This is a genomic window from Vibrio sp. ArtGut-C1 (assembly GCF_002105475.1).
In the GTDB taxonomy this organism is placed as follows: domain Bacteria; phylum Pseudomonadota; class Gammaproteobacteria; order Enterobacterales; family Vibrionaceae; genus Vibrio; species Vibrio diabolicus.
On the sequence record NZ_NCTH01000003.1, the window covers coordinates 238,232 to 259,649 of the forward strand.

Consider the following 21,418-nt stretch of genomic DNA (forward strand, 5'->3'; position numbering starts at 1 on the left):
TAAAGGTTACACACTTCGTGGGTTTAGGTAACGTTAAACGCAGTATTGGCAATTGGCTCAAGCATCCAGCCCCAGAGGCGATGTTTGATCGTCAGCTAGTGTGGATTGCACTGGGTTTGATGTTGACGGGGTTGGTGATGGTAACCTCTGCATCATTTCCGATCAGCTCACGATTAACCGAACAGCCGTTTCACTTTATGTTTCGTCACGCGACGTTTCTTGTGCTGGCGTTAGGGACATCCGCTGTTATTTTGCAAGTACCTTTGCAAGAGTGGTTTAAGAAGAGCCATTACTTACTTTGGGCTTCTTTCGCACTGTTGATCATCGTGCTCTTGGCGGGTAAGTCGGTTAATGGTGCGTCTCGTTGGATTCCCCTTGGGCTGTTTAACCTTCAGCCAGCAGAGGTCGCGAAGCTATCGCTGTTTATCTTCATGTCTGGTTACTTAGTTCGAAAGCAAGACGAAGTACGACAAACCTTCTTTGGTGGCTTTATGAAGCCAATCATGGTGTTTGCCTTCTTCGCAGTATTGCTACTTGGTCAGCCAGACTTGGGGACGGTCGTCGTAATGTTGGTCACGCTGTTTGGCATGCTGTTTATCGCAGGCGCAAAACTGACTCAGTTTCTCGCGTTGATGGTGGCAGGTATCGGCGCTGTGGTAGGTTTGATTTTAGTCGAGCCATATCGTATGCGACGAGTAACCTCCTTCCTTGACCCGTGGGAAGACCCATTTGGTAGTGGCTATCAGTTGACTCAATCTTTGATGGCGTTTGGTCGTGGTGAATGGTTCGGTCAAGGTCTCGGTAACTCAATTCAAAAACTGGAATATCTACCGGAAGCGCATACCGACTTTGTGTTTGCGGTACTTGCTGAAGAGCTTGGTTTCGTGGGCGTTGTGTTGGTCTTAATGTTGATTTTTAGCTTAGTGCTAAAAGCGGTTTACATAGGCAAGCGTGCGTTTGAAGAAGGCGAAATGTTCGGCGGTTATCTGGCTTTCGGTATAGGTATTTGGTTTGCGTTCCAGACCTTGGTGAACGTTGGTGCTGCAGCTGGTATCGTACCAACCAAAGGTTTAACACTTCCGCTAATCAGTTATGGTGGTTCCAGTCTGATTATTATGTCCGTCGCAGTGTCCATATTGCTGCGTATCGATTACGAATGCCGCTTGAAACGCGAGCAACAACAATCAGAACAACAAACTAATGAAACAAAATAAACGTTTGATGGTGATGGCTGGTGGTACTGGCGGTCACGTATTCCCAGGGTTAGCTGTAGCAAAACAGCTGCAAGAGCAAGGCTGGGAGATCCGTTGGTTAGGCACGGCGGATCGAATGGAAGCGGATTTGGTGCCAAAACATGGCATTGAAATCGATTTTATCAAAGTGAAAGGGTTACGAGGTCAAGGCGTAAAGCGTCTGCTTGCAGCTCCATTTCAAATTATTAATGCCATCATGCAAGCTCGCGCGCACATGAAGCATTGGAAGCCCGATGCCGTGTTAGGTATGGGGGGGTATGTGAGTGGCCCCGGTGGTATTGCGGCTTGGTTGAGCGGTATTCCTGTTGTTCTGCACGAACAAAACGCGGTTGCGGGTTTGACAAACCAATGGCTATCAAAAATTGCTAAGAAAGTCTTTCAGGCCTTTCCTGGTGCGTTCCCTAATGCTGAGGTAGTCGGTAACCCTGTGCGTGAAGACCTAACAAGATTAGAAGCACCTGCCGAGCGAATGCAAGATCGCCAAGGCCCAATTCGTATTCTGGTGATGGGCGGTAGCCAAGGTGCACGCATTCTTAACCAAACTCTTCCAGAAGTGATGGCAAAGCTGGGCGGTGATTACCGTATTCGTCATCAAGCGGGCAAAGGTTCCGCCGAAGAAGTGAACGCAGCATACCAAGCTAATGGTGTGGTAAATGCAGAGGTCACAGAGTTCATTGACGACGTAGCAGAAGCTTATGCATGGGCTGACCTTTTAGTTTGTCGTTCAGGGGCGTTAACCGTTTCTGAAGTTTCTGCTGCTGGCGTTGGTGCGATCTTTATTCCTTTTATGCATAAAGATCGCCAACAAGCACTGAATGCCGATCATCTAGTAGAATGCGGCGCAGCGAAAATGATTGAACAACCAGATTTAACCGTTGAGTCTTTGACTCAGCAGATCCAACAATTGGATCGCCAAGCTTTACTTACGATGGCTGAGCAAGCGCGTGGCGCTGCTAAATTGAATGCCGACCGAGTTGTCGCACAAGCCATTGTCGCTTTGACCGAAAAGCGTTAACGAATTATTGAGAATAGAATTGATGACAATCCAACATACACAAGACTTAGCTCAGATTCGCGCCATGGTGCCAGAGATGCGCCGCGTGAAATCCATCCACTTCATCGGTATTGGTGGTGCGGGCATGAGCGGCATTGCAGAAGTGCTGTTGAATGAAGGCTATCAAATCACGGGTTCTGACCTATCAGAGAACCCAGTGACAGAGCGTTTGGTATCAAAAGGTGCAACCGTATTTATCGGCCATCAAGCGAGCAATGTAGAAAAAGCCAGTGTGGTTGTTGTGTCAACGGCGATCAACGAAGAAAACCCAGAAGTGATGGCGGCACGTGAGTTACGTATCCCAATCGTACGCCGCGCAGAGATGTTGGCTGAATTGATGCGCTTCCGTCATGGTATTGCCGTTGCGGGCACGCACGGTAAAACGACGACGACGGCGCTCGTGACACAAATTTATTCTGAAGCCGGTCTTGATCCAACGTTTGTAAACGGCGGCTTGGTGAAAAGCGCAGGTACAAATGCTCGTTTAGGCTCGAGTCGTATTCTAATTGCTGAGGCGGATGAGAGCGACGCGTCATTCCTGCACCTGCAACCAATGGTAAGTATCGTCGCCAATATTGAAGCCGATCATATGGATACTTATGGTGGTGACTTTGAAACGTTAAAGCAAACCTTCATTGATTTTCTACACAATCTACCGTTCTACGGCCAAGCTATTGTTTGTATTGATGATCCTGTGGTTCGAGAGTTAATCCCACGTATTAGTCGTCAAGTGATTACTTACGGTTTCTCCGAAGATGCTGACGTACGCATTGAAAACTATCGTCAAGAAGGTCAGCAAGGCAAATTTACGGTAGTACGTAAAGGGCGTGCCAACCTAGATATCACTCTGAACATTCCAGGTCGTCACAATGCACTTAATGCGTCGGCTGCGATTGCAGTGGCTACTGAAGATGACATTGAAGACGATGCAATTCTAAAAGCAATGGCCGGTACGCAAGGCACGGGACGACGTTTTGATCACCTTGGCGAGTTTGATACTGGTAATGGTCATGCCATGTTAGTGGATGATTACGGACACCACCCAACAGAAGTTGATGTGACCATTAATGCTGCGCGAAGCGGTTGGCAAGATAAACGTCTCGTTATGATTTTCCAACCACACCGTTATAGCCGTACTCGTGATCTGTACGATGACTTTGCGAATGTGCTAGAGCAAGTTGATGTATTAATCATGTTGGATGTATATGCCGCAGGTGAAAAGCCAATTGCAGGAGCTGATGGACGTTCATTGTGTCGCACAATTCGCAGCCGAGGTAAGGTAGATCCGATTTTTGTTCCAGAAATCGAGCAATTACCTTCAGTTTTAGCTAACGTTATACAAGACGGCGACCTAATCTTAACGCAAGGTGCGGGTGATGTTGGTAAAGTGGCGAAACAACTGGCAGGTCTTGAATTAAATATAAACAAGATGCTTGGTTAACACAGATTGTTGGCGCGAAGGACAGATAAAGACTCAGATCTCGATTTTGCGTCAATATCATTGTGATTTATTGCTATCAGTGTTTGATAGTTTACAAGAGCTCAGTATAATCCCAAGGTTAAAGTCAAGACTTTTACCTCTGCGTAATTATGTGGGTAAAAAGTACACGACAAAAGTCAGGAAACGAAGACGTTGTTGAATATTGCACTGAATGACGAGCGACCAAACACGGATAATAACCGTGGTCGCCAAGAGAAAATCTTGGGTGCGTTATTTTTCGTTGTGGTTGTGACCTTAATTAGTTCTGTTTTGTACTCGGCGATCAGTTGGATGTGGGATGACCAAAGGTTACCTCTCTCCAAAATAGTACTTCAGGGAAAACTGGAGTATGTCCAAGCTGACGATGTGCAGGCTGCATTTAGTCGAATAGATCACATCGGTACATTTATGTCTCAGGATATTGATGTATTACAGCAAAGTGTCGAAGCTCTGCCATGGGTGGCGCATGCCGCAATCCGAAAGCAGTGGCCGGATACAGTAAAAGTTTTTTTGACAGAGCATCAACCTGAAGCCATTTGGAATGGCAACGAACTGTTAGATAAAAACGGGTTTGTTTTTGATGGCGATGTGGCTCTGTTACAAGAAGAAAAAGTGAAACTGTACGGACCCAAAGACAGCGGACCAGAAGTCTTACAGACTTACCGTGATTTGAGTCCTAAGTTTCAGCAATTGGGTTTAGCGATATCGTCTCTGGTATTAAACGAGCGACGAGCTTGGCAAATCATCCTTGATAACGGTATTCGATTAGAGCTCGGTAAAGAGTCTCTTCTTGAGCGTATAGAGCGATTTTTTAAGCTCTATAACAAGCTTGGCAGTGACACGCAAAGAATCAGTTATATCGATCTTAGGTACGATACAGGAGCCGCAGTTGGTTGGTTTCCTGAACAAGAGTTAGAAGAGAGTACAGATGACTAAGGCCGCTGATGACAACATTATTGTTGGTCTTGATATAGGCACTGCAACCGTATCGGCTCTAGTGGGTGAGGTTCTACCAGACGGTCAAATTAATATTATTGGCGCAGGTAGTAGCCCTTCACGTGGCATGGATAAAGGTGGCGTGAATGACTTGGAGTCGGTTGTAAAATCAGTACAACGTGCAATTGATCAAGCTGAATTGATGGCCGAGTGCCAGATCAGCCGAGTCTTCATTTCGTTGTCTGGTAAGCATATCGCAAGCCGAATTGAAAAAGGTATGGGCACGATTTCAGATGAAGAAGTGTCTCAAGAAGACATGGATCGCGCTATCCATACCGCAAAATCGATTAAAATCGGTGATGAACAGCGAATTCTTCATGTGATTCCGCAAGAGTTCACCATTGATTACCAAGAGGGAATCAAAAATCCGCTTGGTTTATCTGGGGTAAGAATGGAAGTAAGTGTCCACCTTATCTCATGCCATAATGACATGGCACGCAATATTATTAAGGCGGTAGAACGATGCGGCCTTAAAGTAGAGCAACTCGTATTTTCTGGGCTTGCTGCAAGTAATGCAGTAATCACCGAGGATGAAAGAGAGCTTGGAGTTTGTGTGGTGGATATTGGCGCCGGCACGATGGATGTGGCCATCTGGACTGGCGGTGCGTTACGTCACACAGAAGTATTTTCGTACGCAGGAAATGCTGTAACCAGCGATATTGCTTTTGCTTTTGGTACGCCAGTGAGCGATGCTGAAGAAATAAAAGTCAAATATGGCTGTGCTTTGAGTGAACTGGTCAGTAAGGATGACACGGTTAATGTACCAAGCGTAGGTGGGCGACCATCACGTAGTCTGCAACGTCAAACGTTGTCAGAAGTGATTGAGCCACGCTACTCTGAGCTTATGGGACTGGTTAACCAAACTATTGACTCTGTACAAGCGAAATTGCGCGAAGAGGGTATAAAGCACCATCTAGCTGCGGGAGTTGTACTCACCGGCGGTGCTGCGCAAATGGACGGAGTGATAGAATGTGCGGAACGCGTATTCCGCAATCAAGTAAGGGTCGGCAAACCGCTCGAAGTCAGCGGATTAACTGACTATGTAAAAGAGCCGTACCATTCTACGGCAGTTGGATTACTTCATTACGCAAGAGACATGCAGTCTAGCGACGATAGCGATTATAATGAACCTAAACGCTCATCTGTTACTGGCTTTTTCGATAAATTGCGTAACTGGATACAAAAAGAGTTTTAACCTGAGTTGCAGGATAAACGGAGACAACACATGTTTGAACCGATGATGGAAATGTCTGACGATGCAGTAATCAAGGTCGTTGGGGTTGGTGGCGGCGGTGGTAACGCCGTTGAACACATGGTGCGTGAATCCATCGAAGGTGTGGAATTCATCAGCGTCAACACTGATGCGCAAGCACTTCGTAAGACAAGCGTTGGCAATGTTATTCAGATCGGTGGCGATATCACCAAAGGTCTGGGTGCAGGTGCTAATCCACAGGTTGGCCGTGACGCAGCTCTCGAAGACAGAGATAGAATTAAAGATTCCCTAACTGGCGCCGATATGGTGTTTATCGCAGCTGGTATGGGTGGCGGTACAGGTACTGGTGCAGCACCTGTTATTGCTGAAGTAGCTAAAGAGCTTGGCATTCTAACTGTCGCGGTAGTGACAAAACCGTTCAGCTTTGAAGGCAAAAAGCGTTTGGCGTTCGCTGAGCAAGGTATCGATGAGCTGTCTAAGCACGTTGACTCTTTGATTACGATTCCAAACGAAAAGCTGCTTAAAGTACTTGGCCGTGGTGTCACGCTACTAGAAGCTTTTGCAAGTGCGAACGACGTTCTTAAGAACGCAGTTCAAGGCATTGCAGAGCTAATTACTCGCCCTGGCATGATCAACGTCGACTTTGCGGACGTAAGAACAGTAATGTCTGAAATGGGTCACGCGATGATGGGCAGCGGTATTGCTAAAGGCGAAGATCGTGCTGAAGAAGCGGCTGAAATGGCAATTTCTAGCCCACTTCTGGAAGACATCGATCTAGCGGGCGCTCGTGGTGTTCTTGTCAATATTACTGCAGGTCTGGATATGCGTCTTGACGAGTTTGAGACGGTTGGTAATACAGTGAAAGCATTTGCTTCTGACAATGCAACTGTTGTTATCGGTACTTCTCTAGACCCAGATATGACGGACGAAATCCGCGTAACAGTTGTAGCGACAGGTATTGGCAATGAGAAAAAACCAGATATCACGCTAGTTGCGGGTGGTAAAGCGAAAGTGGCTCCGACGCCGCAGGCTCAACCACAACAGCAAGCGGCGGCAACGCAAGCTGAAGAGAAACCGGCACAAACCTTGCAAAATAATCAAGTGCAAGAGAAGCCACAGGTAACTCCTCAGCCAACAAATACAGTTTCTTCTTCTCCAGCATCGTCGAGCCAAAGCTCTGCGGCTCCGAAGCAAGAGAAGGAAAGTGGTTATTTAGATATCCCGGCATTTTTGCGTCGTCAGGCTGATTAATCTTTAATCCATAAATTTGACATGGCTCAAAATTATGGTAGCATTCACGGTCGACGTTACAGACGGCCGTGTTTTGTAGCAAATTTTTGAGAGGCAAGCAGATGATCAGACAACGTACTCTGAAAGAAATAGTGAAAACAACTGGTGTGGGCCTCCACTCTGGTCGTAAAGTCACGCTTACTCTGCGCCCGGCTGCTGCAAATACAGGTATCATTTACCGTCGTACAGATGTAAACCCACCTGTAGATTTTCCAGCTGATCCAGCTTCTGTTCGTGACACCATGCTATGTACTGCTTTGGTAAACGACGAAGGTGTGCGTATTTCAACTGTAGAGCACTTGAATGCGGCACTTGCTGGTATGGGCATCGACAACATTGTTGTCGAAGTAGACGCACCTGAAATTCCAATTATGGATGGTAGTGCTAGCCCATTTGTATACTTGCTACAACAAGCAGGTATCGAAACGCAAAATGCGCCAAAACGTTTCATCCGTATTAAAAAGCCAGTTCGTTTTGAAGATGGCGATAAATGGGCAGAGTTTGTACCATTTAACGGCTTCCGCATGGACTTCGAAATTGAATTTAATCACCCTGCTATTGAGTCAGACGAACAGCGCTTGCTGTTTGATTTCTCTTCAAAAGGCTTCGTTCGTGAAATTTCTCGTGCACGTACGTTTGGCTTTATGCGTGATATCGAATATCTACAATCTCAAAACCTAGTATTGGGTGGTAGTTTCGACAATGCTATCGTATTGGATGATTACCGTATTCTTAACGAAGAAGGTCTACGCTTTGAAAATGAGTTTGTGACTCACAAAGTGTTGGATGCGATTGGTGATCTTTACATGTGTGGTCACCCAATCATCGGTGAATTTCGCGCCTTTAAATCGGGTCACGGTTTGAACAACCAACTTCTGCGAGCAGTTCTTGCTGATCAGGAAGCGTGGGAGTGGACTACATTCGAAGAAGAAGTCGGCTCACCAGTAGCATTCGCTGAACCAAATATGGTGCTTGCGTAAATACTCGGCATTAAAATTAATAAAAACCAGGCTTATGCCTGGTTTTTTGCTATTTGGCTTTAATCTTGGGCTTATTAATAGCATTCGAGCTTTTCAGCATATTGAAATAACGATCACTTACGGTCTTTCTTTTCTGCCATATCGGCCAATCGCTTTAAACGCTCTTGAATTTTAGGCGGTGCCATGTCGGCAATCGTCATCAATGACTTTGCTGCAGATTCTGTTAATGGTGGACGTTTAGGTCTGTCGTCTTGTTCGAAACGATTTCTGTATAATGATGGATTGATCCTCACTTCAACGCTCATCAGTTTGGCAAAGCCTTGAGTACGAAGTTTATTTAGGATCATGAGGCGATCGTAATCGATCTTCATTTTGATCGCGGCACTAGAAACATCGATCAATAGGTGGCCGTTACGAACATTCGCCACCCGGCAATGATCGGCCGTCCCTGTGGGTAAGATCTCTTGCAAAGCTTGGTTAAGCTGTAAGATTTCTCCAGCATGTTCTTGAATCTGCTTGAACTGTGATTCAGCAATAACATCTTCAGTCGAGGTTGGACGGTGATCACGCATAGGTAAAATCTAATTTTGTTGAGATATCAGCTATTCTAGAGCAGCTTTCTATCAAGGTATAGTTTACATTAACGTCTTTCGCTTCAGTTTTACAATGTAGCAAGGTAAAAAGCAAAGTCTGCTCTGAATAGATTACACATATTGTGGTATGCAATATCGTCTAATCAGTCACCACTTTAAGTAAAAACTTCAGAGTGCTTCAAACAAATACGTCTATTTATGGTTGTATCGATGAAAAATCCTTACACTAAGCCACATTGTTTCGAAACTTAGCCTTGAAATATGGATGTTTGAACTCAATATCTTTGATAAATGATTTATCTCAGTATTCTTAGTTCCAAACTGGCAGAGACTGAAGGCATTATGAGTAGATCGGGAACGGTCTGATTAAAGAGAGATTCACGAAAAATGATAACTAAGCTACTGACAAAAGTGATTGGCAGTCGCAACGACCGAACACTGCGCCGCCTTAGAAAAATTGTAAAAGAAATTAATAACTACGAGCCAACATTCGAAGCTCTAAGTGATGAAGAGTTAAAAGCAAAGACGGTTGAGTTCCGTGAGCGCCTAGAGAAAGGTGAAACTCTTGATAAACTACTTCCTGAAGCTTTTGCTACGGTTCGTGAAGCATCTAAGCGTGTCTACGGCATGCGTCACTTCGACGTTCAGCTTATCGGTGGTATGGTTCTAAATGCGGGTCAAATTGCGGAGATGCGTACAGGTGAAGGTAAAACGCTGACTGCAACGCTTCCAGCTTACTTAAATGCTCTTGCTGGTAAAGGCGTTCACATCGTAACAGTGAACGATTATCTAGCTAAACGTGATGCTGAGACGAACCGCCCTCTATTTGAATTTTTAGGTATGACCGTTGGCGTAAACGTGCCAAACATGCCTCCTCAAGAGAAAAAAGAAGCGTACCAAGCTGACATTCTATACGGAACCAACAATGAATTTGGTTTTGACTACCTTCGTGACAATATGGCTTTCCGTAGCGAAGACCGTGTACAGCGTGATCGCTTCTTTGCTGTTGTCGATGAGGTGGACTCAATCCTAATTGATGAAGCTCGTACTCCTTTGATCATTTCTGGTCCTGCTGAAGATAGCTCTGAGCTATACACTCGAATCAACCTTTTGATCCCGCATCTGAAAAAGCAAGATAAAGAAGACTCTGAAGAATACCGTGGTGATGGTCACTACACTGTTGATGAAAAATCAAAGCAAGTATACCTAACAGAAACAGGTCAAGAATACGTTGAAGAACTGTTGGTGAAAAACGGTCTGATGGAGGAAGGTGATACACTTTACTCTCCGGCTAACATCAGCATGTTGCATCACGTGAATGCTGCTTTGCGTGCTCATGTGTTATTCGAGCGTAACGTTGATTACATTGTTACTGATGAAGGTGAAGTGGTCATCGTTGATGAACACACTGGTCGTACAATGCCAGGTCGTCGTTGGTCTGAAGGTCTTCACCAAGCAGTAGAAGCGAAAGAAGGCGTTAAGATCCAAAACGAAAACCAAACTTTGGCTTCTATTACCTTCCAGAACTACTTCCGTTTATACGAAAAACTGTCAGGTATGACAGGTACAGCGGATACTGAAGCGTTCGAATTCCAGTCTATCTATGGTTTGGAAACGGTGGTTATCCCAACCAACAAGCCGATGATTCGTAACGATATGCCAGATGTGGTTTACCGTACTGAAGCAGAGAAGTTTGCGGCAATCATTGAAGATATTAAAGAGCGTGTTGCCAAAGGGCAGCCAACGCTCGTTGGTACTGTGTCGATTGAAAAGTCAGAACTTCTTTCTAACGCATTGAAGAAGGCTAAGATCAAACACAACGTATTGAACGCGAAATTCCATGAGAAAGAAGCGGAAATTGTTGCTGAAGCGGGCATGCCTGGTGCGGTAACTATCGCGACCAACATGGCCGGTCGTGGTACGGACATTGTGCTTGGCGGTAGCTGGCAATCAAAAGTTGAAGCTTTAGAGAACCCAACTCAAGAGCAAATCGATGCGATTAAAGCAGAGTGGAAAGTGGTGCATGACCAAGTGCTAGAAGCTGGTGGTCTACATATCATCGGTACTGAGCGCCACGAATCTCGCCGTATTGATAACCAGCTACGTGGTCGTTCCGGTCGTCAAGGTGATGCGGGTTCATCGCGCTTCTACCTATCTATGGAAGACTCTTTGCTACGTATTTTCACTTCTGATCGTATGGCGAGCCTTATTCAAAGTGGTATGGAAGAAGGTGAAGCTATTGAATCGAAAATGCTTTCTCGCTCAATTGAAAAAGCACAGCGCAAAGTGGAAGGTCGGAACTTTGATATCCGTAAGCAGCTGCTTGAATACGATGATGTAGCGAACGATCAACGTAAGGTTGTCTACGAACTGCGTGACGAGTTAATGAACGTTGAAGACATCAGCGGCATGATCGAGCAAAACCGTGAAGATGTGCTAACAGCGGTTATTGATGAGTACATTCCACCACAGTCACTAGAAGATATGTGGGATGTTGAAGGTCTACAAGAGCGCTTGAAAGCGGACTTCGATCTTGATGCGCCAGTGAAGCAATGGCTTGAAGAAGACGACAAGCTTTACGAAGAAGCATTACGTGAAAAGATCATCAACCTAGCCGTTGAAGTGTACAAAGAGAAAGAGGAAGTGGTGGGTGCACAAGTGCTTCGCAACTTCGAAAAATCGGTCATGCTTCAGACTCTGGATACGCTTTGGAAAGAGCATTTGGCTGCGATGGATCACTTGCGTCAAGGTATCCATTTACGCGGCTACGCACAGAAGAACCCAAAACAAGAATACAAACGTGAGTCGTTTGAACTGTTTGAGGGTCTACTAGAAGCGCTGAAAACAGACGTTATTACTGTTCTATCTCGTGTTCGCGTTCAGCAACAAGAAGAAGTTGAACGTATGGAAGAACAGCGTCGTGCGCAAGCTGAAGAAGCCGCTCGTCGTGCGCAAGCGCAACACGCTGCAGCACAAAATCCGCTTTCTGAAGGCGAAGAATCTGAAGAAGGTTCAAATCAACCAATGGTACGTGATGAACGTAAAGTAGGTCGTAATGAACCTTGCCCTTGTGGCAGTGGCAAGAAGTACAAACAGTGCCACGGCAAAATCGACTAATCTGTTAGTCGGATTATTTATCAAAGAGTCGCTTAGGCGACTCTTTTTTTAAATAAATTCTTTGGCTATCAAATTCCATAAGTTTGATAGGTCAGAAAGTTTTTGAGATGTAGAAGCTCGTTGTCACAATAGTAAAGTACAACGGTCTTGAGAGTTAGGAATCCCCATGAAAAGAATTCACATAGTCGCGGCAATTATTTTTAACCAAGACAAATCAAAGATCTTTATTACAAAGCGTCCTGATGATAAGCACAAAGGCGGGTTTTGGGAGTTTCCGGGTGGCAAAGTCGAGCCGGGAGAAAGTATTGAGCTTGCTATTACAAGAGAACTCGAAGAAGAAGTGGGAATTGAAGTTATTGAGCAAGCCCCTTTTGAACACTTGGAATACGACTATCCAGACAAATCACTCAAGTTTGATTTTATTACAGTATCTCAATTCAGTAATGAGCCTTACGGTCGAGAAGGTCAAGAAGGATGCTGGGTTGAGATCAGCGAATTGGGCGACTACACCTTTCCTGAAGCGAACGTACCTATCTTGGAGCGTGTTGTAAAAGAGTTTGCTTAAGCTCGATGAACTTGCTTGTGGTAACCACGGTATGTTGTTAGTTTAAACAGATTAAGCGAAACGAGAGAACGAGAGCAAACCTCGTTATCCAGAGAAGGAGAGAAAGCGCAATGGTTCGTATTGCAATCGCAGGAGCAGCTGGCCGAATGGGCCGCAATTTGGTTAAAGCTTCACACCTTAATCCTGAAGCGACAGTGAGCGCGGGATCAGAACGACCTGAGTCTTCACTCGTCGGCGTCGATATCGGTGAACTTTGTGGTGAAGGTAAATTCGATGTGCTCTTAACAGATGATCTTGCTAAAGACGTCGATAATTTTGATGTAATCATCGATTTCACCGCTCCAGTAAGCACATTAGCGAATCTCGAGTTGTGTAAGAAATACGGTAAGAGCATTGTGATTGGGACGACTGGCTTCAGCGATGCAGAGCGTGATCTTATCGATGAAGCAGCCAAGCAAGTGCCTGTTGTGATGGCGCCAAATTATTCTGTAGGCGTAAACCTTGTCTTTAAGCTTCTTGAGAAAGCGGCCAAAGTGATGGGGGATTACTGTGATATCGAGATTGTTGAAGCACACCATCGCCATAAAGTTGATGCCCCCTCTGGTACCGCTATCGGAATGGGAGAAGCTATTGCTGGTGCGATGGGTAATAAGCTGAATGATGTAGCTGTCTATGCCCGAGAAGGCATTACTGGTGAAAGAACAAAAGATGAGATCGGCTTTGCTACGATTCGCGCTGGCGATATCGTCGGTGAGCATACAGCTATGTTTGCTGATATCGGGGAACGAGTGGAAATAACGCACAAAGCGACTGATCGCATGACGTTTGCTAATGGGGCCGTAAAGGCTGCCGTTTGGTTGAGTGCTAAACCTGCGGGCTTTTATACCATGACAGATGTTTTGGGATTGAATGAACTCTAAATACATAATTATTCGCCGGCGCTAGCCGGCTTTTTTATATCTATAGAATTATTTGTAAATAAAATGATTCTGATAGAGAAGATTTTAGCACTTACTTTTGTTATGTTTTTGTCTGTTTTGGCTTTGTTTTTGAGTGTAAGCGTTAAAAGTGTTCCTGTTTTTGTCTTGGTGAACGTTTGCGTTAAAAACTCATAATTTTTTGTGATCCCTAAAAAGTTCAAATTTGTAAAATTCATTAAACCTCTATCCCTCCCTATGTAATAGCATTCAAAAGTTGTCTTTTTGAGCCTTACTGATTCGAAATGACCTTACTCGCTAGAAATTGATAATTTATTTTTGATTGTAGGTTGACAGGTTTCCAGTCCAACTTTAGAATACCGCCAATTTGTCTGAAATACCTATTTATGTAGATTTTATAGGTAAAGGAAGGCATGTTTGCAGTTTGATTTATTTTTTTTGCATTTTTATTCTGGAGGTTGTCTTGGGTAAATTAGCACTGTTAGTCCTAGAAGATGGGACAGTGTTCCACGGAGTGTCCATAGGGGCAGATGGTATTTCCGTTGGTGAAGTCGTTTTTAATACCTCGATGACGGGGTATCAAGAAATCCTCACTGATCCTTCCTATTCTCAGCAAATCGTCACCCTTACTTATCCTCACATTGGCAATACCGGAACCACTTCCGAAGATGAAGAATCCTCTTCCATTCATGCACAAGGCCTTGTGATTCGCGACCTTCCTCTTATCGCTTCTAACTTCCGTAATGAACAATCCCTCTCTGATTACCTTAAGTCTCAAAATATCGTTGGCATCGCTGATATTGATACGCGAAAGCTCACTCGTATCTTGCGTGAAAAAGGTGCTCAAAACGGTTGTATTGTTGCGGGTAATAACCTAGATGAAGCTTTGGCTCTAGCGAAAGCAAAAGAATTCCCAGGCTTAAAAGGAATGGACCTTGCGAAAGAAGTTACAACGAAAGAAGCGTATCAATGGAAACAAGGTTCGTGGACGCTTGAAGGTGGACTTCCAGAGGCGAAAGATGACAGCGAGCTGCCATACCACGTCGTTGCTTACGACTTCGGCGCAAAACGCAACATCCTGCGAATGTTGGTTGACCGCGGTTGCCGCTTAACGGTTGTTCCTGCTGAAACGTCAGCGGAAGAAGTGCTTGCGATGAACCCGGACGGTGTTTTCCTATCAAATGGCCCTGGTGATCCAGAACCATGTACTTACGCGATTGAAGCGACAAAAGTGTTCCTAGAAAAAGGCTTACCTATCTTCGGTATCTGTTTAGGTCACCAAATCCTTGCGTTAGCGTCAGGTGCACAAACCGTGAAAATGAAGTTTGGTCACCATGGTGCAAACCACCCAGTAAAAGATTTAGACCGTAACGTTGTTATGATCACTTCGCAAAACCACGGCTTTGCGGCAGATAAAGCAACGTTACCGGAAAACTTACGTGCTACTCACGTATCGTTATTTGATGGCTCTTTGCAAGGTATTCACCGCACAGACAAGCCAGCATTTAGCTTCCAAGGTCACCCAGAAGCGAGCCCAGGTCCACATGACGCGGCACCGCTATTTGACCACTTTATCGAACTAATCAAAAAACACAGCGCTTAATTCGGAGTAGTAGATAATGCCAAAACGTACTGACATTCAAAGTATTCTAATTCTTGGTGCTGGTCCGATTGTTATCGGTCAGGCATGTGAGTTTGACTACTCTGGCGCACAAGCCTGTAAAGCACTTCGTGAAGAAGGCTACCGAGTTATTCTGGTTAACTCGAACCCAGCAACGATCATGACAGACCCAGAGATGGCTGATGCGACTTACATCGAGCCAATCCAATGGGAAGTGGTACGCAAGATCATTGAAAAAGAGCGTCCAGATGCAGTTTTGCCAACCATGGGTGGCCAGACTGCACTTAACTGTGCGTTAGACTTAGAGAAACACGGCGTACTAGAAGAATTCGGCGTAGAGATGATCGGCGCAACTGCAGATGCAATCGACAAAGCGGAAGACCGTTCTCGTTTTGATAAAGCGATGAAGTCTATCGGCCTTGAGTGTCCTCGCGCAGATACAGCGAAGAGCATGGAAGAAGCTTACAAAGTTTTAGATATGGTTGGCTTCCCTTGTATCATCCGTCCATCGTTCACCATGGGTGGCACTGGTGGTGGTATCGCGTACAACAAAGAAGAGTTCGAAGAAATCTGTCGTCGCGGTCTGGACTTATCTCCGACCAACGAACTTCTTATCGATGAGTCACTAATCGGTTGGAAAGAGTACGAAATGGAAGTCGTTCGTGACAAAGCGGACAACTGTATCATCGTATGTTCAATCGAAAACTTTGATCCAATGGGTATCCACACGGGTGACTCAATCACAGTAGCACCAGCACAGACACTGACTGACAAAGAATACCAGCTAATGCGTAATGCATCGCTAGCCGTTCTACGTGAAATTGGTGTTGAAACAGGTGGTTCAAACGTACAGTTTGGTATCAACCCGAAAGATGGCCGTATGGTTATCATCGAGATGAACCCACGTGTATCTCGCTCTTCTGCGTTAGCGTCAAAAGCAACAGGTTTCCCAATCGCTAAGATTGCCGCGAAGCTTGCTGTTGGCTTTACTCTGGACGAACTACAAAACGACATCACGGGCGGTGCAACACCAGCATCATTCGAGCCAACTATCGACTACGTCGTAACTAAGATTCCTCGCTTTAACTTCGAGAAATTTGCTGGCGCAAACGACCGTCTGACTACTCAGATGAAATCGGTTGGTGAGGTAATGGCAATTGGTCGTAACCAACAAGAATCTCTTCACAAAGCACTTCGTGGCCTAGAAGTTGGCGCAACTGGTTTTGACGAGATGGTCGATTTAGAAGCACCAGATGCACTGACTAAGATTCGTCACGAACTTAAAGAAGCAGGCGCTGAGCGTATCTGGTACATCGCCGATGCATTCCGAGCTGGCATGTCAGTTGACGGCGTGTTCAACTTGACTCAAATTGACCGTTGGTTCCTGGTTCAAATCGAAGAAATCGTAAAACTCGAAGAGCAAGTCAAGGCGGGCGGCTACGCAGGTTTAACCAAAGAAGTGCTTCGCCAGATGAAACGTAAAGGCTTCTCTGATGCGCGCTTGTCTAAACTGCTTGGTGTCGCTGAAAGTGAAATTCGCCGTGCTCGTGAGCAGTTTGATATTCACCCGGTTTACAAACGTGTGGATACGTGTGCCGCAGAGTTTTCTTCTGACACGGCTTACATGTACTCATCTTACGATGAAGAGTGTGAAGCCAACCCAACAGACAAAGACAAGATCATGGTTCTTGGTGGTGGTCCAAACCGTATCGGCCAAGGCATTGAATTCGACTACTGTTGTGTACACGCATCACTTGCGCTGCGTGAAGACGGTTACGAAACCATTATGGTTAACTGTAACCCAGAAACGGTATCTACTGACTATGATACGTCTGATCGTCTGTACTTCGAACCAGTAACTCTGGAAGATGTACTCTCTATCGCTCGCGTTGAAAAACCAAAAGGTGTGATTGTTCAGTACGGTGGTCAAACGCCACTTAAACTGGCTCGTGCTCTAGAAGCGGCTGGTGTTCCAATCATTGGTACGAGCCCAGATGCTATAGACCGTGCGGAAGACCGTGAACGCTTCCAAGCCGCTGTTGACCGTTTAGGTCTACTTCAGCCAGAAAACGCGACAGTAACAACGATGGAGCAAGCGGTTGAGAAGTCGAAAGAAATTGGCTTCCCATTAGTTGTTCGCCCGTCTTATGTACTCGGTGGTCGTGCGATGGAAATTGTTTACGATGAGCAAGACCTGCGTCGCTACTTCAATGAAGCAGTAAGCGTATCGAACGAGTCTCCAGTTCTACTAGACCGTTTCTTGGATGATGCAACCGAAGTTGATATTGATGCTATCTGTGACGGTGAACGCGTCGTTATCGGCGGTATCATGGAACACATCGAACAAGCCGGTGTTCACTCTGGTGACTCTGCATGTTCACTGCCTGCATACACGCTAAGTCAGGAAATTCAAGACAAGATGCGTGAGCAAGTTGAGAAGCTGGCGTTCGAACTCGGTGTACGCGGTTTGATGAACACGCAGTTTGCTGTGAAAGACAACGACGTTTACCTAATCGAAGTGAACCCTCGTGCTGCTCGTACGGTACCATTCGTATCGAAAGCGACAGGTGCACCTCTAGCGAAAATCGCTGCACGTGTAATGGCGGGTCAATCTCTAGAGTCACAAGGCTTTACTAAAGAGATTATCCCTCCTTACTACTCAGTGAAAGAAGTGGTTCTGCCGTTCAACAAGTTCCCTGGCGTTGATCCGCTATTGGGCCCAGAAATGCGCTCAACAGGTGAAGTAATGGGCGTTGGCGCAACATTCGCAGAAGCTTACGCGAAAGCAGAGCTAGGTTGTGGTGCGGTTTACCCTGAAGGTGGTCGTGCGCTACTGTCAGTACGTGAAGGCGATAAAGAGCGTGTTGTTGACCTGGCTTCTAAGCTAGTGAAACTGGGTTACCAGTTGGATGCGACACACGGTACTGCTGTGATTCTGGGCGAAGCGGGTATCAACCCACGCTTGGTAAACAAAGTACACGAAGGTCGTCCACACATTCTTGACCGCATCAAGAACAACGAATACACCTACATCGTAAACACGGCAGCTGGTCGTCAAGCGATTGAAGATTCGAAAGTTCTACGTCGCGGCGCACTGGCAGAGAAAGTGAACTACACAACGACACTGAACGCAGCGTTCGCTACATGTATGTCTCATACTGCAGACGCAAAAGCGTCAGTAACTTCGGTTCAAGAGCTACACGCAAAAGTGAAAGCTAGTCTAGACGCGTAACAGATAAAAATCAGTAAGCTCGTTAATCAGGGCTTACATGACAACCTCATTGCCCGCTCATTTGAGCGGGCTTTTTTGTTTTATTAAGCAACTTGTTCTACTTGTTGATATTTTTCATTCGTCTTCGATGCTCTCTACGACTCTGAGCTAGTTCATAGTAAAAGGTTATGAAGCATTTGTAGGAAGGAGTATTCATCAAATAAAGAGCAATAATGGGGAGAGCAAGGGCTATCAACCAGAATAGGTCTCCTAATTTTGCTTCTGAAACCCCAAAACATATCGCAATGAAAATTTGTATCGTGGCATTGAAAATATTGATTGGATTTAGAAACTTTAAACCATGAATAATGATCATCCCAAATGGAATCGTTACCAAAAGTGCACCAATACCCATCATTACTACCCACAAGTAGAATGGACCGTAAGTGTTTGAAATATCGATTAGTTGATCCAGAAAGAAAATATTTAATCCTCCCCCCATTGTTAACAGTATTATTGCACTTAAAGCTGTAGCGATGCTTTTAGCGGACAGAACGAAGACTTCTTTTTCCCTACTATTCAATGGAAAACTCCTCGTATACACCCACTGCAATAGCACCGACGTTGCCGGAGGTTGCACTACCCACGAAACTGATAGTTGCACCAATGGCATCTTTTAGTTGAAGTTGGATGGCATTGCTGATGTCTTGTGAAGAGAACCTTCGTTTCACGCTTCCTGAACGTACTAGTTGTTTATAGGCTTTTGAAGATAAGTTTGGGATGTTTTGTTTCGAAATTTCTTTAGTGAGCCTTGCTCGTTCGTGTCGATTTAAGCCCTTCAAAACTTCACTTAAGCTTTTTCCTGAGCTCTTCTGTAGATTACTTATGGCTTTTATTGTGGCTGTGCCTGATGCCCCAACACCTACCAGAGATATGTAATCGAGGGCTTTAGACGTATTTTGATACCAAGCTTGCGAGTCCAGTTCATCTAGCTTATCAGGAGCAAAACCCTCAGCTCCACTCCTGCCTATGCCCACCATACATTGGACTGTAGAGGCAGCCGCCGCACTGTATCCCAAATAAGTAACGGCAGCACTCGTGCCTCCCGAAATTGGAATCGCACCAACACTACCAATAACAACCATCCAACCTAAAGCTGCTGAAGCACAGCTTAAGCCTGCTCCAATAAGTTCAGAAGCTAACTTAGACTCTCTATTCGAAGACTTAAGTTCTTTGGCGTAGCTATCGGCGGACATAGGAGATGTCGGCTCTTTTAAAATAATACTGATAGGGTTGACGCGACAACTGGAGTTGAACTTTCGAAGAGAGATTATTGTTGAATCACCTGCGATATAAATAACCCCTGCCCCCGAAGTTTCAGGCCTAGAGTCTATGACTTTGAAGAGCTGTTTTAGATTTACGGTTTGTTCTATACGAGAGCGTAGCTGTTGTTCTTTTATTGAGGGGCGAGTCCTTAAAACATCCATTATTTTCACTCTTGATAAGGTTGAATTTATCAGATTAAGCCAGTGTTTTTCTTGGCCATCAAAAAAATGAAATACTCTTGAGGTGAGGCTCTATATTTTGATGTAATTGATATTTTTAATGTATCATTTTCTAGATTCATTGATTGATGAAAATTAGGAATAGATTGGTGTCTTGACTTTCCATTGGTAGTTTTGTGAATAAGTGCTACCGTTTCTTCCTCTTTGATACCTCTTCAAAAAGGAAGTGTAGTGGAAATCACGGTTGAGATTTTGTTGGCCTTATTTTTGGTTGCGACTGCCGCAGGCTTTATTGATGCGATGGCTGGTGGGGGAGGGCTCATTACGCTCCCTGCGCTTTTGGCTGCGGGGTTGAGTCCGACTCAAGCTCTAGCAACTAACAAGTTACAAAGTTCGTTTGGCAGCTTCTCAGCTAGTTGGTATTTCGTGCGTAACGGTATTGTCAGCCTAAAGGAAATGCGTTTCGCGATACTCTGTACTTTTATCGGTGCAGCGATCGGTGCCGAGGCTGTGCAGTTTATTGATGCTAGCGTACTCACCAGTTTGATCCCTGTTCTTTTGATAGCCATTTCCCTCTATTTTTTACTCGCGCCAAGTACGCGAAAAATCGATGGAGAACCAAAGTTATCTGAAGCGATGTTTGCGCTATGCATTGGTGGGGGGATCGGTTTCTATGATGGCTTTTTTGGCCCTGGGACTGGATCTATTTTTACTGTTTGTTTTGTTGCACTGGGTCACTTTTCTTTGGTCGAAGCCACTGCTAGAACAAAAATCCTCAATTTCACGTCAAACATAGCGGCACTACTCTTTTTTATCTTAGCCGGGTTGCCAGTGTGGAAGCTTGGCTTAACCATGGCTGTTGGCGGTTTTCTTGGTGCTCAGTTAGGGGCGAAGGTCGTGGTAAGTGAAGGGCAAAAATGGATTCGTCCTCTAGTTATTGTGATGTCGATGCTCATGGCAACGAAACTTCTTTGGCAACAACATCAGCAATGGATTTTGTCAGTGCTTTAACTCGTTTGCTGCGATATGTGCTGTGGCGCAAGCAGATATGTATTGGTCGAATTAACTGTCTTAGTTCTTCAAAGTCATAGCAGAACTTGGATGTGATATTAAGTGTCTTCAGGATAGATTTAGGAATTAAAGCGGGAGCCATTCCGCCCAAAGCCAGTTGTGCTGCCGCAGTGTATGAATCCATTTCCATCAAAGGCTCAATTCCGTATTTTGACAAAATAGCTTGTTGGTAAGTGTTGGCAGGATTGGTTAAGTCATTGGTCAAAATGGCTTTGGGTAGTTGCGAAAGTGGGTATCTACTGACGATTGAAAAAGGTTCATCAGCGAGGTGAAGGCTCATTAATCCATGATGAGACGGTAAATAACCGGCACAGAATCCCAGTGTCGCTTTACCTGATTTGACGTTCTCAATAATGCGTGGTGTATGATTGGTCGATATTCGTATGTACTGGTCATGAGCAAAGCGTTCTGCCATGATCACACTAAGGTATCCAGCGACTAAGAACCTATCTCAATAGGTGTTGTCTGAGTAAATCAACACCTATTGAAAATACTGTAAATGAATTCGACACAATACCTAATCTCTGACGC

The 21,418-nt window shown here is 45.1% G+C and carries 16 protein-coding genes and 1 pseudogene; 13 read left to right on the forward strand and 4 right to left on the reverse strand.

The annotated features are described in order from the left end of the window. Window positions 1-17: 17 nt before the first annotated feature. From ftsW to lpxC, 7 genes are all read left to right on the forward strand, one after another. On the forward strand, window positions 18-1,214 hold the full coding sequence (gene ftsW / locus B7360_RS04375) for a cell division protein FtsW (protein ID WP_005396444.1): 1,197 nt from the start codon (window positions 18-20) through the stop codon (window positions 1,212-1,214). Next, complete coding sequence (gene murG, locus B7360_RS04380; RefSeq protein WP_085342801.1) at window positions 1,201-2,268, forward strand: undecaprenyldiphospho-muramoylpentapeptide beta-N-acetylglucosaminyltransferase; 1,068 nt, start codon at window positions 1,201-1,203, stop codon at window positions 2,266-2,268. The genes ftsW and murG overlap by 14 nt, the downstream gene beginning before the upstream one ends. A 22-nt stretch (window positions 2,269-2,290) precedes the next feature. Continuing rightward, window positions 2,291-3,748: a UDP-N-acetylmuramate--L-alanine ligase gene (gene murC, locus B7360_RS04385; RefSeq protein WP_085342802.1), complete on the forward strand. Its 1,458-nt coding sequence runs from the start codon at window positions 2,291-2,293 to the stop codon at window positions 3,746-3,748. A gap of 192 nt (window positions 3,749-3,940) precedes the next feature. Beyond that, complete coding sequence (locus B7360_RS04390; protein ID WP_012842151.1) at window positions 3,941-4,723, forward strand: cell division protein FtsQ/DivIB; 783 nt, start codon at window positions 3,941-3,943, stop codon at window positions 4,721-4,723. Further along, the gene (gene ftsA / locus B7360_RS04395; RefSeq protein WP_012842150.1) at window positions 4,716-5,978 is read left to right on the forward strand and encodes a cell division protein FtsA; all 1,263 of its coding nucleotides are present in this window, start codon (window positions 4,716-4,718) and stop codon (window positions 5,976-5,978) included. The genes B7360_RS04390 and ftsA overlap by 8 nt, the downstream gene beginning before the upstream one ends. Before the next feature lie 30 nt (window positions 5,979-6,008). Next, entirely contained in the window at window positions 6,009-7,247 is a 1,239-nt protein-coding gene (gene ftsZ / locus B7360_RS04400; protein ID WP_012842149.1) for a cell division protein FtsZ, read from the forward strand. 101 nt (window positions 7,248-7,348) lie between these two features. After that, a complete protein-coding gene (gene lpxC, locus B7360_RS04405; RefSeq protein WP_005381871.1) occupies window positions 7,349-8,266 on the forward strand; it encodes a UDP-3-O-acyl-N-acetylglucosamine deacetylase in 918 nt (305 codons plus the stop codon). Window positions 8,267-8,379: 113 nt separating this feature from the next. Here the strand turns inward: lpxC and B7360_RS04410 are convergent, their stop codons facing one another. Beyond that, complete coding sequence (locus tag B7360_RS04410) at window positions 8,380-8,838, reverse strand: DUF721 domain-containing protein (protein WP_012842148.1); 459 nt, start codon at window positions 8,836-8,838, stop codon at window positions 8,380-8,382. A gap of 408 nt (window positions 8,839-9,246) precedes the next feature. Between B7360_RS04410 and secA the strand changes: the two genes are divergently transcribed. The 5 genes from secA to carB all read left to right on the forward strand — a co-directional run bounded on the left by secA (window position 9,247) and on the right by carB (window position 18,332). Next, entirely contained in the window at window positions 9,247-11,976 is a 2,730-nt protein-coding gene (secA, locus tag B7360_RS04415; protein ID WP_005396435.1) for a preprotein translocase subunit SecA, read from the forward strand. Between the two features lie 166 nt (window positions 11,977-12,142). After that, window positions 12,143-12,541: an 8-oxo-dGTP diphosphatase MutT gene (mutT, locus tag B7360_RS04420; protein WP_005396433.1), complete on the forward strand. Its 399-nt coding sequence runs from the start codon at window positions 12,143-12,145 to the stop codon at window positions 12,539-12,541. 110 nt (window positions 12,542-12,651) lie between these two features. Next, window positions 12,652-13,461, forward strand: a complete 810-nt coding sequence (gene dapB / locus B7360_RS04425; protein WP_006742699.1) for a 4-hydroxy-tetrahydrodipicolinate reductase — start codon at window positions 12,652-12,654, stop codon at window positions 13,459-13,461. Window positions 13,462-13,942: 481 nt separating this feature from the next. Continuing rightward, the gene (carA, locus tag B7360_RS04430; RefSeq protein WP_085342803.1) at window positions 13,943-15,082 is read left to right on the forward strand and encodes a glutamine-hydrolyzing carbamoyl-phosphate synthase small subunit; all 1,140 of its coding nucleotides are present in this window, start codon (window positions 13,943-13,945) and stop codon (window positions 15,080-15,082) included. A gap of 16 nt (window positions 15,083-15,098) precedes the next feature. Next, the gene (carB, locus tag B7360_RS04435; protein ID WP_047009081.1) at window positions 15,099-18,332 is read left to right on the forward strand and encodes a carbamoyl-phosphate synthase large subunit; all 3,234 of its coding nucleotides are present in this window, start codon (window positions 15,099-15,101) and stop codon (window positions 18,330-18,332) included. A 97-nt stretch (window positions 18,333-18,429) separates the two neighbouring features. Here carB and B7360_RS04440 read toward each other — a convergent pair whose 3' ends face one another. Continuing rightward, entirely contained in the window at window positions 18,430-18,894 is a 465-nt protein-coding gene (locus tag B7360_RS04440; RefSeq protein ID WP_053808580.1) for a hypothetical protein, read from the reverse strand. Continuing rightward, entirely contained in the window at window positions 18,887-19,798 is a 912-nt protein-coding gene (locus B7360_RS04445; protein WP_023584955.1) for a hypothetical protein, read from the reverse strand. The genes B7360_RS04440 and B7360_RS04445 overlap by 8 nt, the downstream gene beginning before the upstream one ends. A 249-nt stretch (window positions 19,799-20,047) precedes the next feature. On the opposite strand from B7360_RS04445, the gene B7360_RS04450 reads away from it, so the two are divergent. Then, window positions 20,048-20,827, forward strand: coding sequence for a TSUP family transporter (locus B7360_RS04450; protein ID WP_085342804.1), 780 nt, complete (start codon window positions 20,048-20,050; stop codon window positions 20,825-20,827). Here the strand turns inward: B7360_RS04450 and B7360_RS04455 are convergent. Beyond that, window positions 20,769-21,329 (reverse strand): annotated as a pseudogene (locus B7360_RS04455) (LysR family transcriptional regulator substrate-binding protein); the annotation flags it as partial. The gene B7360_RS04450 and the pseudogene B7360_RS04455 overlap by 59 nt on opposite strands. Window positions 21,330-21,418: the final 89 nt, after the last annotated feature.

Coding starts and splice junctions, on each gene's coding strand:
- murG (WP_085342801.1), top strand. CDS start 1,201: ATGAAACAAAATAAACGTTTGATGGTGATGGCTGGTGGTACTGGCGGT.
- murC (WP_085342802.1), top strand. CDS start 2,291: ATGACAATCCAACATACACAAGACTTAGCTCAGATTCGCGCCATGGTG.
- ftsA (WP_012842150.1), top strand. CDS start 4,716: ATGACTAAGGCCGCTGATGACAACATTATTGTTGGTCTTGATATAGGC.
- ftsZ (WP_012842149.1), top strand. CDS start 6,009: ATGTTTGAACCGATGATGGAAATGTCTGACGATGCAGTAATCAAGGTC.
- lpxC (WP_005381871.1), top strand. CDS start 7,349: ATGATCAGACAACGTACTCTGAAAGAAATAGTGAAAACAACTGGTGTG.
- B7360_RS04410 (WP_012842148.1), bottom strand. CDS start 8,838: ATGCGTGATCACCGTCCAACCTCGACTGAAGATGTTATTGCTGAATCA.
- secA (WP_005396435.1), top strand. CDS start 9,247: ATGATAACTAAGCTACTGACAAAAGTGATTGGCAGTCGCAACGACCGA.
- mutT (WP_005396433.1), top strand. CDS start 12,143: ATGAAAAGAATTCACATAGTCGCGGCAATTATTTTTAACCAAGACAAA.
- dapB (WP_006742699.1), top strand. CDS start 12,652: ATGGTTCGTATTGCAATCGCAGGAGCAGCTGGCCGAATGGGCCGCAAT.
- carB (WP_047009081.1), top strand. CDS start 15,099: ATGCCAAAACGTACTGACATTCAAAGTATTCTAATTCTTGGTGCTGGT.
- B7360_RS04445 (WP_023584955.1), bottom strand. CDS start 19,798: ATGGATGTTTTAAGGACTCGCCCCTCAATAAAAGAACAACAGCTACGC.